Source organism: Massilia putida (assembly GCF_001941825.1).
Classification (GTDB): Bacteria; Pseudomonadota; Gammaproteobacteria; order Burkholderiales; family Burkholderiaceae_D; genus Telluria; species Telluria putida.
The window spans coordinates 3,613,113-3,627,635 of the sequence record NZ_CP019038.1 but is presented as its reverse complement, the minus strand read 5'-3'; the positions used below and the strand labels follow the sequence as shown (position 1 = coordinate 3,627,635).

Genomic DNA, 14,523 nt, shown 5'->3' with positions numbered 1-14,523 from the left:
GCCGTGGAGCGTTCGGTGGCGCACATTGCCGTCGAGTTCCGTGTTTACGCGGCCAGATGGCGGACCTGGCGCTCGGGCGCGGCCGCTTTGGCTTGCGCCGTCTTCTCGGCCGGCTTGTGCGAGCTGCCCGCGTAGTCGCTCGCGACGAGGGCCGCGGCCTCGAAAGCCGGCATGCCCTGGCGCTGCAGCCAGGCCTGCACCAGTTTGGCCAGGCGATCGAGCGCGATGCGGTGGGTCGCATCGAGCTGCGTGTAGATCCAGTCCGAAAAGGCCATGAAGTTGGCGAACGGGCTGTCGCCCAGCAGCACCTTGATCGTATGGGCGAAACGGCCCGAGTTCGCGACCAGGTCCCAGTAGCGCGCAAAGCGCACGAGCCGCTGCATGGTGGGAAAGTCGATGCGGTCCGTGGCCAGCACGGTGTACGGCGGATACGGGTCGTACACCATCTTGTACGGTTCCGTGTGGCGGATGATCGGCGTGCCGCGCAGGCGCTTGAGGATGCCGAACTGGATCTCGTGCGGGCCGAGGGCCACGAGCTGGTCGAAGCCGCGCGCGAACGACTCCACGTCTTCGCCCGGCAGGCCGGCGATCAGGTCCACGTGCATGTGCGCGTGCGAGTGCGTCGTCAGCCAGCGGATGTTGTCCGCGGCCTTGGCATTGTCCTGGCGCCGGCTCACGAGCGTCTGCACGTCCGGGTTGAAGCTCTGGATGCCGATCTCGAACTGCAGCGCGCCGGGCGGGAACTGCGCGATCGTCGCCTTCAGCGCTTCCGGCAGGTGGTCGGGCACCAGCTCGAAGTGGGCGTAGACCGGGTCGTCCGGATGGGCCGCGATCTTATCGAGGAAGAACTGCATGATGCGCTGGCTCGTCTTGACGTTCAGGTTGAACGTGCGGTCGACGAATTTGAAGAGCCGGGCGCCGCGCTGGTACAGCGTCTCCATCTCCGCCAGGAAGGTGTCGATCCCGAACGGCCACGCCGTCTTGTCCAGCGACGACAGGCAGAACTCGCATTTGAACGGACAGCCGCGCGACGCTTCCACGTAGATGGTGCGGTGGGCGATGTCCTCGTCGCTATATAAAGAGTAGGGCAGCGCGATGTCGGCCATCGGCGGCTGGACGCCCGCATGCACCTTCATGATCGGCTTGGGTCCGTGCAGGATCTCGCCGCACAGCTTGGGGAAGGTGATGTCGCCCCAGCCGGTGACGACGTAGTCGGCCAGGCGCACGATCTCTTGTTCGCCGGTCTCGTGCGAGACTTCCGGCCCGCCCAGTACGACCGTCACCTCGGGCGCGACACGCTTGAGCATCGCGACGACCTTCGTCGTCTCCTCGACGTTCCATATATAGATGCCGAAGCCGACGATGCGCGGCTGCTTTGCCAGCAGGCGTTCCACGACCTCCACCGTTTTGGCGCCGATGACGAATTCCATCAGGCTCGTCTGCTCCTGCAGCGCTCCCATATTGGCCAAGAGGTAGCGCAGCCCGAGCGAAGCGTGGGCATAGCGGGCGTTGAGGGTGGCGAGCAGGATGGTCATGGCGGTGCGGGGAGAACGGCAAAGCGCACATTGTAGCGGGACTTGCGGGCCGTTTGCGACGCTGGTATCATTCGGTCCCTCGTCGCAAACGACAGGCCTTTAAACGGCTCTGAACGCTTCGGTGGGGCGAAAAAAGAAGTTGACGATCATCGCGAAACACTGCATAATCTCGCTTCTCTGCTGCTGACGAACAAAACGATTCGCAGGCGCAGCAAGGCAGTACCGAACACGAAGTTCTTTAACAATCAACAGTCGATAAGTGTGGGCGTTTGATGAGGTGCCAGTATCGCTTCGGCGATACTGAATGCTTAAATTATCAAATGTTCACGCAAAAGAAATACGTTGCTCAGCAATGAGTAACGGTCAGTATTTTGAGTGAGCGACATGACACGAAAGTGTCAAAACAGAGATTAAACTGAAGAGTTTGATCCTGGCTCAGATTGAACGCTGGCGGCATGCTTTACACATGCAAGTCGAACGGCAGCGCGGGGCAACCTGGCGGCGAGTGGCGAACGGGTGAGTAATATATCGGAACGTACCCAAGAGTGGGGGATAACGTAGCGAAAGTTACGCTAATACCGCATACGATCTACGGATGAAAGTGGGGGATCGCAAGACCTCATGCTCCTGGAGCGGCCGATATCTGATTAGCTAGTTGGTGAGGTAAAGGCTCACCAAGGCGACGATCAGTAGCTGGTCTGAGAGGACGACCAGCCACACTGGGACTGAGACACGGCCCAGACTCCTACGGGAGGCAGCAGTGGGGAATTTTGGACAATGGGCGCAAGCCTGATCCAGCAATGCCGCGTGAGTGAAGAAGGCCTTCGGGTTGTAAAGCTCTTTTGTCAGGGAAGAAACGGGGTCGGCTAATATCCGACTCTAATGACGGTACCTGAAGAATAAGCACCGGCTAACTACGTGCCAGCAGCCGCGGTAATACGTAGGGTGCAAGCGTTAATCGGAATTACTGGGCGTAAAGCGTGCGCAGGCGGTTTTGTAAGTCTGACGTGAAATCCCCGGGCTTAACCTGGGAATTGCGTTGGAGACTGCAAGGCTGGAGTCTGGCAGAGGGGGGTAGAATTCCACGTGTAGCAGTGAAATGCGTAGAGATGTGGAGGAACACCGATGGCGAAGGCAGCCCCCTGGGTCAAGACTGACGCTCATGCACGAAAGCGTGGGGAGCAAACAGGATTAGATACCCTGGTAGTCCACGCCCTAAACGATGTCTACTAGTTGTCGGGTCTTAATTGACTTGGTAACGCAGCTAACGCGTGAAGTAGACCGCCTGGGGAGTACGGTCGCAAGATTAAAACTCAAAGGAATTGACGGGGACCCGCACAAGCGGTGGATGATGTGGATTAATTCGATGCAACGCGAAAAACCTTACCTACCCTTGACATGTCAGGAACCTCCGAGAGATTGGAGGGTGCCCGAAAGGGAGCCTGAACACAGGTGCTGCATGGCTGTCGTCAGCTCGTGTCGTGAGATGTTGGGTTAAGTCCCGCAACGAGCGCAACCCTTGTCATTAGTTGCTACGAAAGGGCACTCTAATGAGACTGCCGGTGACAAACCGGAGGAAGGTGGGGATGACGTCAAGTCCTCATGGCCCTTATGGGTAGGGCTTCACACGTCATACAATGGTACATACAGAGGGCCGCCAACCCGCGAGGGGGAGCTAATCCCAGAAAGTGTATCGTAGTCCGGATCGCAGTCTGCAACTCGACTGCGTGAAGTTGGAATCGCTAGTAATCGCGGATCAGCATGCCGCGGTGAATACGTTCCCGGGTCTTGTACACACCGCCCGTCACACCATGGGAGCGGGTTTTACCAGAAGTAGGTAGCTTAACCGCAAGGAGGGCGCTTACCACGGTAGGATTCGTGACTGGGGTGAAGTCGTAACAAGGTAGCCGTATCGGAAGGTGCGGCTGGATCACCTCCTTTCTAGAGTGGCACCGCGAGCGCAAGCTCGGTCATCAAGCGCCTACGCTTATCGGCTGTTATAAAGTTAAACGAGAACAGTTCGGGTCTGTAGCTCAGTCGGTTAGAGCACCGTGTTGATAACGCGGGGGTCGTTGGTTCGAATCCAACCAGACCCACCATGGTTATCATCGTCGGGTTTAGTCTGTAAAAATCATCTGGCTCTGCCAGGGATTTTTACCTCGATCCACAAAAAAGTAGATGTGTACTTTTTTGTGATGATTCTGGGGGATTAGCTCAGCTGGGAGAGCACCTGCTTTGCAAGCAGGGGGTCGTCGGTTCGATCCCGTCATCCTCCACCAACTCTCTGTTCACTGCATTTATCAAAGCTTGGCAACACTGAGTTTCGATAAGTGTAGTTCTCGTTCTTTAACAATCTGGAAGAAGTAAAGTTTTCTTTAAGCGTTCAATACGTTGAAAAATGTATCGAACACTTAGGGTAGTAATCTGTATGTATCAACAAACAAAGTAAGCTGAATCCTTGTCGATATGACGTTCCCTGACACTCATGCAGGGGCCAACGTTATAGGGACAAGCGAATAAGTGCACATGGTGGATGCCTTGGCGATTACAGGCGATGAAGGACGTAGTAGCTTGCGATAAGCTGCGGGGAGTGAGCAAACACACTTTGATCCGCAGATTTCCGAATGGGGAAACCCGGCCTTTTAGGTCATCGCATACTGAATACATAGGTATGCGAAGCGAACGCGGCGAACTGAAACATCTAAGTAGCTGCAGGAAAAGAAATCAACCGAGATTCCCAAAGTAGTGGCGAGCGAAATGGGATGAGCCTTGTACGTGATAGTCGATCGGATAGTGGAACGCCTTGGAAACGGCGGCCATAGCGGGTGATAGCCCCGTACACGAAATCCGAACGGTGATACTAAGCGTACGACAAGTAGGGCGGGACACGAGAAATCCTGTCTGAAGATGGGGGGACCATCCTCCAAGGCTAAATACTCGTAATCGACCGATAGTGAACCAGTACCGTGAGGGAAAGGCGAAAAGAACCCCGGGAGGGGAGTGAAATAGATCCTGAAACCGTGTGCATACAAACAGTCGGAGCCTCTTCGTGGGGTGACGGCGTACCTTTTGTATAATGGGTCAGCGACTTACATTCAGTGGCGAGGTTAACCGAATAGGGGAGCCGTAGAGAAATCGAGTCCGAACAGGGCGACAGTCGCTGGGTGTAGACCCGAAACCAGGTGATCTACCCATGGCCAGGATGAAGGTGCGGTAACACGCCCTGGAGGTCCGAACCCACTAATGTTGAAAAATTAGGGGATGAGCTGTGGGTAGGGGTGAAAGGCTAAACAAACCTGGAAATAGCTGGTTCTCTCCGAAAACTATTTAGGTAGTGCCTCAAGTATCACCATCGGGGGTAGAGCACTGTTATGGCTAGGGGGTCATTGCGACTTACCAAACCATTGCAAACTCCGAATACCGATGAGTGCGAGCTTGGGAGACAGACGTCGGGTGCTAACGTCCGGCGTCAAGAGGGAAACAACCCAGACCGCCAGCTAAGGTCCCAAAGATTGGCTAAGTGGAAAACGAAGTGGGAAGGCTAAAACAGTCAGGATGTTGGCTTAGAAGCAGCCATCATTTAAAGAAAGCGTAATAGCTCACTGATCGAGTCGTCCTGCGCGGAAGATGTAACGGGGCTAAGCCAGTCACCGAAGCTGCGGATATGTTTCTTAGTATTTATACTTTGATCCATATGGTAGGAGAGCGTTCCGTAAGCCTGAGAAGGTGTCTTGTAAAGGATGCTGGAGGTATCGGAAGTGCGAATGCTGACATGAGTAGCGATAAAGAGGGTGAAAAGCCCTCTCGCCGAAAGCCCAAGGTTTCCTGTTCAACGTTCATCGGAGCAGGGTGAGTCGGCCCCTAAGGCGAGGCAGAGATGCGTAGCTGATGGGAAGCAGGTTAATATTCCTGCACCGTCGTATGATGCGATGGGGGGACGGATCGCGGAAGGTTGTCCAGCTGTTGGAATAGCTGGTTTTTGACTCATAGAAGGCGCTTAGGCAAATCCGGGCGCGTAATTCAAGGGGTCGAGACGGGTGTCCTTGCGACACGAAGCAATCGGAAGTGGTTCCAAGAAAAGCCTCTAAGCTTCAGTCATACGAGACCGTACCGCAAACCGACACAGGTGGGCGAGATGAGTATTCTAAGGCGCTTGAGAGAACTCGGGAGAAGGAACTCGGCAAATTGGTACCGTAACTTCGGGATAAGGTACGCCCCGGTAGCTTGAATGGTTTACTCCATGAGGGTGAAAGGGTTGCAATAAACTGGTGGCTGCGACTGTTTAATAAAAACACAGCACTCTGCAAACACGAAAGTGGACGTATAGGGTGTGACGCCTGCCCGGTGCTGGAAGATTAAATGATGGGGTGCAAGCTCTTGATTGAAGTCCCAGTAAACGGCGGCCGTAACTATAACGGTCCTAAGGTAGCGAAATTCCTTGTCGGGTAAGTTCCGACCTGCACGAATGGCGTAACGATGGCCACACTGTCTCCTCCCGAGACTCAGCGAAGTTGAAATGTTTGTGATGATGCAATCTACCCGCGGCTAGACGGAAAGACCCCATGAACCTTTACTGTAGCTTTGCATTGGACTTTGAACCAATCTGTGTAGGATAGGTGGGAGGCTTTGAAGCGGGGACGCCAGTTCTCGTGGAGCCAACCTTGAAATACCACCCTGGTTCGTTTGAGGTTCTAACCTTGGCCCGTGATCCGGGTCGGGGACAGTGCATGGTAGGCAGTTTGACTGGGGCGGTCTCCTCCTAAAGTGTAACGGAGGAGTTCGAAGGTACGCTAGGTACGGTCGGACATCGTGCTAATAGTGCAATGGCATAAGCGTGCTTAACTGCGAGACCGACAAGTCGAGCAGGTACGAAAGTAGGACATAGTGATCCGGTGGTTCTGTATGGAAGGGCCATCGCTCAACGGATAAAAGGTACTCTGGGGATAACAGGCTGATTCCTCCCAAGAGTTCATATCGACGGGGGAGTTTGGCACCTCGATGTCGGCTCATCACATCCTGGGGCTGTAGCCGGTCCCAAGGGTATGGCTGTTCGCCATTTAAAGTGGTACGTGAGCTGGGTTTAAAACGTCGTGAGACAGTTTGGTCCCTATCTGCCGTGGGCGTTGGAAATTTGAAGGGGGCTGCTCCTAGTACGAGAGGACCGGAGTGGACGAACCTCTGGTGTACCGGTTGTCACGCCAGTGGCATTGCCGGGTAGCTAAGTTCGGAAGAGATAACCGCTGAAAGCATCTAAGCGGGAAACTCGCCTTGAGATGAGATTTCCCGGAGCCTTGAGCTCCTTGAAGGGTCGTTCGAGACCAGGACGTTGATAGGTCGGGTGTGGAAGTGCAGTAATGCATTAAGCTAACCGATACTAATTGCCCGTACGGCTTGTCCCTATAACCTTGGCAGTCATTGCCAATGCAAGGGTTCGGCTGTTTGTTGACACAACAGATTAAAACCACTTCTTCCAGATTCAGAGTGACGCATGCATTCAAGCTGCGGCACTCGTACAAGTTATGCCTGATGACCATAGCAAGTCGGTACCACCCCTTCCCATCCCGAACAGGACCGTGAAACGACTTTGCGCCGATGATAGTGCTGCAACCAGTGTGAAAGTAGGTTATCGTCAGGCTAGTTATTCCGCAAAAGCCCGCTCAGTTCAATCTGAGCGGGCTTTTTGCTTTCGGTAACACGAAGCCCGCCCGGCCGGATCGGCACCGCCCATCCTTGCCTGAGCGGGCTTTGTGCTTTTCTAGCGCACCCTCTTCAGATATCCGCGCAACCCATGGGTCAGCACCAGCGGAAAGACGCTCGCATGGTCCTCGTCCGCAAACACCTCGAGCCTGCTCTTCAGGTTCGGATAATGGTGCGATTTGAGCGCCGCATCGAAGTCGCATAAATCCGCGACCATGTCCGCATTCTCTTCCGTCCGCGACCGTGTCCGGTCCTTGGGCAGTGTCTCCCGTCCACCGATCCCGAAAAACACGGAGGCTGGCATGTCCTTGTGCCCGTTTGCGTACGCCAGTTCGCGATCGAACATCACGCCCTGGTCGAACCACAGCGAAGGGCTGCCGAGAATGTAATGGTCGAATGTACGCGGCTCGCTCAGCAGCAATTGCAGACCGAGCAGGCTGCCATATGAATGGCCGACAAAGATCTTGCGGTTCATGTCGGCGCGATAGTTCGCAGCGATCAGCGGGAACACGTCGGCGGCGATGAATCGGCCATAGGCTTGCGCCTCGCCGAACGCCGGCGTGCGTCCCGCCATATCGGAGACATAGTCCTGGCGCCGCGGCACGGCCGGCGTGTAATCGCGGCGACGGCTGTACACCGGGCTGTCGCCTTTCGAATACGACAGGCCGACCACAATGACGTCTTCCATGCCCGCATGCTTGGCCAGACGTTGCGCGATGCCGCGTGCGACCGGGAACGCGTAATTGGCATCGGTGACGAACAACACGGGGTAGCGCCGGTTCGATGAACGATAAGAATCCGGCAGCGCAACGAATACCTGATAGTCGCGGTTCAGCGCGCGCGCGTGCACGTCGCGCACCTCCGTGTCGTCGAGCACATACGACATCGGCACCGCGGCCATGGCCAGGCTGGATGCGAAACAGCATGCCAACAGCAGCCCGCGCATCACCGTCATGGCTGCGCCTCGGCCGCCAGCGTCTTCGCCAGCCACGCACGCGCGGCCGTTGCGTACTTGTGGCATGCGTCGCGATCCACGAAGGCCTCGTTTCCGAATTCGGGTTGCCGGGCCTTCCTCTCCCACAAGTCAGCAAATTCCGGATGTGCGCTCACGAGCACGTCGCATTCCAGGCCGTCGACCGCGGCGATCGAACGCTCGACGTCCGCCCGCGCGTCCGGATACAGCGGGTTCCTGCTGAAACTGCGGTGATCGGCGGCGATGGCGGTGAGGCTGTCCGCGTACACCATGTGCATCGTCTTGCCGCCTTCGCTCGATTGCCAGGTCCAGCTGGTCGCCCCGGGCGTGTGCCCGGGCGTGAAATGCGCGGTGACCGCGAGCGGCCCAAGCTTGACCACGTCGCCATCGCGCACGGGGCGCGTGTTGGCGACGGGGACCATCGGCACGAGGCTAGGATACTGCGCGTCACGTTTGTCCGGCTGCCCGGTGCGCAACACGGCGACGGACGCCGGACTGCCCAGCACGACGGCGCCGCTCATCTTCTGCAATGCGGCGATGCCGCCGGCGTGGTCGAAGTGCTCGTGTCCACTCAGGATGTAGCGGATGTCCTCGACCTTGAAGCCGAGCGCGCGGATGTGCGCCGCGATCTGGCCGGCCGCATCAGGCGGTCCGCCGTCGATGAGGATGTGGCCCGCCGGCGACGTGATCAGCACGGCGCTGATGCCGTGTGTGCCGACGTAATAGGTGTTGCCGTAAAGGGCGAATGGATCCTGCGGCGCGAGCCACTCATCCATGCCTGCGGTGGCGGTAGCGGAGACGCCGCCGAACAGGAGCGCGGCGGCAAGGCGTATCGTGTTTTTCATGGGTAGCTGGTGAGTTGATAAAGATGATGCGTCGACGATTCTGCAACCGGTCCGGCGCCACGGCTTGGCCTGCGTGACGAATCGCCGCTTCCACGTGACGAAGCGGCTGTCCGCCGGCCATCGGCTGGCAGGCCCGCTGCTATACTTTTCCGATGAAGCAGCACGCCATCTCTCCGCCATCGATACCGCCCGCGGCCAGGACCGTCGTCATCGTCGTACTGCTGTGGACCGCGATCAGCGCCCTCGGCGCATTGCAGACCTACAGCGACAACCTGCGCCTCGGCGTCGACAGCCACTATCCATCCCTGCTGGTGACGTGGTTCGTCGAGTACGCGGTGCCGCTGATCGTCCTGAGCGCGGGCCTGAGCATGACGCTCGCGCGCTGGCCCGCATTGATCGCCCGTCCGCACAACGTGTTCCTGCTCTTCGTCGGTCTCGTGCTCGTGTTCCAGCCCGCGCAATGGACGTATATGGCGTGGCTGCGCGGCTACCTGCACATCGCGAGTCTCGACGACGCACGCCGGATCCTGATGAAGATGCTGCTCGTCGGCTGGTTCTCGACCACTGGCACGTTTGCAGCGATCCTCGCCATCCATTACTGGCGCCAGGCGCGCGAGCGCGAACTGGCCTGGCAGCGCAGCCAGACCGACATGCTCAACCTGCGTCTCGCGCTGGAAGAACAGCGCATGCTGGCCCTGCGCGCGCAGTTCGAGCCTCACTTCCTGTTCAATGCGTTGAATGCGATCAGCGCGCTGGTGCGCGAAGGCGACCGCACGCTGGCCCTCGGCGGCATCGGGCGCCTGAGCGATCTGCTGCGCTATGCGCTGTCGGCCAGCGTGCGCAACACGGTCACGGTCGCCGCCGAGCTGCAGTTCGTGCGCGATTACCTCGACCTGCAGCGCCTGCGTTACGGCGCGCGGCTGCAGGTGCGCATCGATGGCGAAGACAGGCTGCTGCACGACGTCGATTGTCCGCCGCTGCTGCTGCAACCGCTGATCGAGAACGCGCTGCGCCACGACCTCGATTGCCACGATGGCCCGAGCGATATCCGCCTGTCCTTCGTGCCCGATGAGGAGGCGCTCACGATCCGGGTCACGAATCCCACCGGCGGGCACGCTTCCCCCAATCCCGGCGCGGGCCTTGGGCTGGCGAACACGCGCGAGCGGCTGCGCCTCATGCATCCCACCGCGTCGCTGCGCACGAACCTGCAGGACGGCCGCTTCGTGGCCGAAGTGCGCCTGCCGCTGGAGCGGGAGTAAGCGATGACGGTGCGTTACCTGATCGTCGACGACGAGCTGCCCAGCCGCGCCAATCTGCGCCTGGCCCTGGCCGCGCATCCCGACTGGCGGCTCGTGGCCGAATGCGATGGCACCGCGGTAGCGCGCGCGGCGTTGGCCGCGCAGGAAGTCGACGTCATCTTCCTCGACATTCAGATGCCGGCCGAATCGGGGCTCGTGCTCGCGCGCGAGATCAGCCGCGTATCCGCGCCGCCGCTGATCGTCTTCGTGACGGCCTATAGCGAACACGCCGTCGACGCGTTCGAGGTCCACGCGCTCGACTATCTGCTCAAGCCCTTGAACGATGCACGCCTCGGCCAGACCGTCGAGCGCATCGGCGCGATGCTGGGACACCGTCAGCGTGAAGCCTATGGTGCGGCCTTGCGCGATTATGTCGACGCCGGCGCGAACCCGGACAAGGCGGCCCTGGAGCGGATCAACGTGCGCTCCGTCGGCCGCATCGAACAGATCCTCGTGGCGGATATCCTGTGGATCGAATCGGCCGGGAATTACGTCGAGCTGCACCTGGCGGGGCGCACGGTCCTGCATCGCATCACGCTCAACCGCCTCGAGACGCTGCTCGCGCCCGACGAGTTCCTCCGCGTGCACCGCGGCGTGATCGTCAGACGCGGCGAGATCGCGCGCCTGGATACGGTCGGCGACGGCGGCTACCGGCTCACATTGCGTTGCGGTGCCGCGGTCGCCGTCAGCGAACGTTATCTGAGTGCGCTGAAGTCGGCGATGTGACGAAGTGCCGTTTTGCCGGGACGGCTGCACTGTTTGCGGCGGGAGCGCCTGCCTATACTGGCTCGGTCACCATGAACCGGAGAACGCTTTGTCCATTCTGTTTCGCTCCATTGCCCTCGCATGCCTGTCTCTGCCGCCGTTGACGGCGGGTGCCGTCGATGAAGCCGCCGTGCGTATGGCCGTCGACGGCGCCATCCGACCGTTGATGGCGCAGCACGACGTGCCCGGGATGGCGGTCGCCGTCACCGTCGATGGCCACGCGATGTTCTTCAATTACGGCGAGGCGTCGAAAGAGGGGCACGTGCCCGTCACCGAGAATACCCTGTTCGAACTGGGCTCCGTCAGCAAGACCGTCACGGCGACGCTGGCCTGTTATGCGCAGGGCCTCGGCAAGCTGTCGTTCGACGACCATCCCGGCACCTACATGCCGCAGTTGAAGGGAAGCCGGATCGACCGCGCGAGCGTGCTTGAACTGGGCACTTATACGCCGGGCGGACTGCCGTTGCAATTTCCGGATGAAGTCGAGACGGATGCGCAGATGATCGCCTACTTCCGCGCGTGGCGGCCCGACGCTGCACCCGGCACGCAGCGCCGGTATTCGAATCCGAGCCTGGGCCTGTTCGGGCATGTGACGGCGCGCGCGTTGGGCGTCGATTTTGCCGACGCGGTCGAAGGCCGGCTGTTCCCCGCGTTGGGTCTGAAGCACAGTTATATCCGCGTACCGTCCGCCGCGATGGGCGATTATGCCTGGGGCTACGACAAGACCGATCGGCCGGTGCGCGTCAGCCCGGGCATGTTCGATGCGGAAACGTACGGCGTCAAGGCCAGTAGCGCCGACATGATCCGCTTCGTCCAGGAGAACATCGACGCGGACGGCCTGCCGGCGTCGATGCGGCGCGCCATCGATTGCACGCACACGGGTTACTACCGCATCGGCGACACGGTGCAGGGACTCGGATGGGAGCAGTATCGCGCACCGGTGACGCTGGCCGCCCTGCAGGCGGGGAATTCGACGACGATGAGCGCCCAGCCGAATCCGGCCACCCGGCTGCAGCCGCCGCAGGCGCCTCCGCCCGGGACGCTGTTCAACAAGACCGGTGCCACGCGCGGGTTCGGCGCTTATGTGCTGTTCGTGCCGGAACAACGCGTCGGGATCGTCATGCTGGCCAATAAGAATTACCCGATTCCGGCCCGGGTTCAGGCCGCTTATTCGATCCTTGGACAGCTGGCGCCGTGATGCCGTCAATACGCACGAATACGACAAACGCCACTTGCGCGATGGCCAGGGGTTTTGCTATAGTTCGCGTCCTGCTTCTGCAGCGCAAGAAAAGTTCAGCTAAATCAAACAGTTGAGATAGGTAGATTGATAACGCCGCTTGTGTTGCAGAAAAATGGGGGTTGACGAGTTAAGCGAAACACTGCATAATCTCACTTCTCTGCTGCTGACGAACACAACGATTCGCAGGCACAGCAAGGCAGTACCGAACACGAAGTTCTTTAACAATCAACAGTCGATAAGTGTGGGCGTTTGATGAGGTGCCAGTATCGCTTCGGCGATACTGAATGCTTAAATTATCAAATGTTCACGCAAAAGAAATACGTTGCTCAGCAATGAGTAACGGTCAGTATTTTGAGTGAGCGACATGACACGAAAGTGTCAAAACAGAGATTAAACTGAAGAGTTTGATCCTGGCTCAGATTGAACGCTGGCGGCATGCTTTACACATGCAAGTCGAACGGCAGCGCGGGGCAACCTGGCGGCGAGTGGCGAACGGGTGAGTAATATATCGGAACGTACCCAAGAGTGGGGGATAACGTAGCGAAAGTTACGCTAATACCGCATACGATCTACGGATGAAAGTGGGGGATCTTCGGACCTCATGCTCCTGGAGCGGCCGATATCTGATTAGCTAGTTGGTGAGGTAAAGGCTCACCAAGGCGACGATCAGTAGCTGGTCTGAGAGGACGACCAGCCACACTGGGACTGAGACACGGCCCAGACTCCTACGGGAGGCAGCAGTGGGGAATTTTGGACAATGGGCGCAAGCCTGATCCAGCAATGCCGCGTGAGTGAAGAAGGCCTTCGGGTTGTAAAGCTCTTTTGTCAGGGAAGAAACGGGGTCGGCTAATATCCGACTCTAATGACGGTACCTGAAGAATAAGCACCGGCTAACTACGTGCCAGCAGCCGCGGTAATACGTAGGGTGCAAGCGTTAATCGGAATTACTGGGCGTAAAGCGTGCGCAGGCGGTTTTGTAAGTCTGACGTGAAATCCCCGGGCTTAACCTGGGAATTGCGTTGGAGACTGCAAGGCTGGAGTCTGGCAGAGGGGGGTAGAATTCCACGTGTAGCAGTGAAATGCGTAGAGATGTGGAGGAACACCGATGGCGAAGGCAGCCCCCTGGGTCAAGACTGACGCTCATGCACGAAAGCGTGGGGAGCAAACAGGATTAGATACCCTGGTAGTCCACGCCCTAAACGATGTCTACTAGTTGTCGGGTCTTAATTGACTTGGTAACGCAGCTAACGCGTGAAGTAGACCGCCTGGGGAGTACGGTCGCAAGATTAAAACTCAAAGGAATTGACGGGGACCCGCACAAGCGGTGGATGATGTGGATTAATTCGATGCAACGCGAAAAACCTTACCTACCCTTGACATGTCAGGAACCTCCGAGAGATTGGAGGGTGCCCGAAAGGGAGCCTGAACACAGGTGCTGCATGGCTGTCGTCAGCTCGTGTCGTGAGATGTTGGGTTAAGTCCCGCAACGAGCGCAACCCTTGTCATTAGTTGCTACGAAAGGGCACTCTAATGAGACTGCCGGTGACAAACCGGAGGAAGGTGGGGATGACGTCAAGTCCTCATGGCCCTTATGGGTAGGGCTTCACACGTCATACAATGGTACATACAGAGGGCCGCCAACCCGCGAGGGGGAGCTAATCCCAGAAAGTGTATCGTAGTCCGGATCGCAGTCTGCAACTCGACTGCGTGAAGTTGGAATCGCTAGTAATCGCGGATCAGCATGCCGCGGTGAATACGTTCCCGGGTCTTGTACACACCGCCCGTCACACCATGGGAGCGGGTTTTACCAGAAGTAGGTAGCTTAACCGCAAGGAGGGCGCTTACCACGGTAGGATTCGTGACTGGGGTGAAGTCGTAACAAGGTAGCCGTATCGGAAGGTGCGGCTGGATCACCTCCTTTCTAGAGTGGCACCACGAGCGCAAGCTCGGTCATCAAGCGCCTACGCTTATCGGCTGTTAATAAAGTTAAACGAGAACAGTTCGGGTCTGTAGCTCAGTCGGTTAGAGCACCGTGTTGATAACGCGGGGGTCGTTGGTTCGAATCCAACCAGACCCACCATGGTTATCATCGTCGGGTTTAGTCTGTAAAAATCATCTGGCTCTGCCAGGGATTTTTACCTCGATCCACAAAAAAGTAGATGTGTACTTT

At 58.2% G+C, this 14,523-nt stretch carries 6 protein-coding genes, 3 tRNA genes and 4 rRNA genes; 10 read left to right on the top strand and 3 right to left on the bottom strand.

The genetic code is table 11. The features are described from left to right. Positions 1-44: 44 nt before the first annotated feature. The gene (locus tag BVG12_RS18340; protein WP_075793650.1) at positions 45-1,535 is read right to left on the bottom strand and encodes a B12-binding domain-containing radical SAM protein; all 1,491 of its coding nucleotides are present in this window, start codon (positions 1,533-1,535) and stop codon (positions 45-47) included. Between the two features lie 412 nt (positions 1,536-1,947). Between BVG12_RS18340 and BVG12_RS18335 the strand changes: the two genes are divergently transcribed. The 5 genes from BVG12_RS18335 to rrf all read left to right on the top strand — a co-directional run bounded on the left by BVG12_RS18335 (position 1,948) and on the right by rrf (position 7,170). After that, positions 1,948-3,476: ribosomal RNA gene (locus BVG12_RS18335) — 16S ribosomal RNA — on the top strand. A gap of 81 nt (positions 3,477-3,557) precedes the next feature. Beyond that, a tRNA-Ile gene (locus BVG12_RS18330) sits at positions 3,558-3,634 on the top strand. Positions 3,635-3,738: 104 nt separating this feature from the next. Further along, positions 3,739-3,814, top strand: a tRNA-Ala gene (locus BVG12_RS18325). A gap of 227 nt (positions 3,815-4,041) precedes the next feature. Further along, positions 4,042-6,934 (top strand): 23S ribosomal RNA (locus BVG12_RS18320). A 123-nt stretch (positions 6,935-7,057) separates the two neighbouring features. Then, positions 7,058-7,170, top strand: a 5S ribosomal RNA gene (gene rrf, locus BVG12_RS18315). Together the 16S, 23S and 5S rRNA genes with 2 tRNA genes alongside form the textbook arrangement of a ribosomal RNA operon. Positions 7,171-7,290: 120 nt before the next feature. Here the strand turns inward: rrf and BVG12_RS18310 are convergent. Together BVG12_RS18310 and bla are read right to left on the bottom strand one after the other, a co-directional pair. Continuing rightward, a complete protein-coding gene (locus tag BVG12_RS18310) occupies positions 7,291-8,187 on the bottom strand; it encodes an alpha/beta hydrolase (protein ID WP_075793649.1) in 897 nt (298 codons plus the stop codon). After that, entirely contained in the window at positions 8,184-9,050 is an 867-nt protein-coding gene (gene bla / locus BVG12_RS18305; RefSeq protein ID WP_075793648.1) for a subclass B3 metallo-beta-lactamase, read from the bottom strand. Before bla ends, BVG12_RS18310 begins: the two co-directional genes overlap by 4 nt. Before the next feature lie 152 nt (positions 9,051-9,202). Here bla and BVG12_RS18300 point away from each other — a divergent pair, with 152 nt between their 5' ends. The 5 genes from BVG12_RS18300 (at position 9,203) to BVG12_RS18280 (ending at position 14,433) form a co-directional block, all read left to right on the top strand. Then, positions 9,203-10,309, top strand: coding sequence for a sensor histidine kinase (locus BVG12_RS18300; RefSeq protein ID WP_075793647.1), 1,107 nt, complete (start codon positions 9,203-9,205; stop codon positions 10,307-10,309). Between the two features lie 3 nt (positions 10,310-10,312). After that, the gene (locus BVG12_RS18295; RefSeq protein WP_075793646.1) at positions 10,313-11,074 is read left to right on the top strand and encodes a LytR/AlgR family response regulator transcription factor; all 762 of its coding nucleotides are present in this window, start codon (positions 10,313-10,315) and stop codon (positions 11,072-11,074) included. 88 nt (positions 11,075-11,162) lie between these two features. Then, on the top strand, positions 11,163-12,311 hold the full coding sequence (gene ampC, locus BVG12_RS18290; RefSeq protein ID WP_075793645.1) for a class C beta-lactamase: 1,149 nt from the start codon (positions 11,163-11,165) through the stop codon (positions 12,309-12,311). A gap of 434 nt (positions 12,312-12,745) precedes the next feature. Beyond that, positions 12,746-14,274 (top strand): 16S ribosomal RNA (locus BVG12_RS18285). Between the two features lie 82 nt (positions 14,275-14,356). Next, positions 14,357-14,433 (top strand) — tRNA-Ile (locus BVG12_RS18280). Positions 14,434-14,523: the final 90 nt, after the last annotated feature.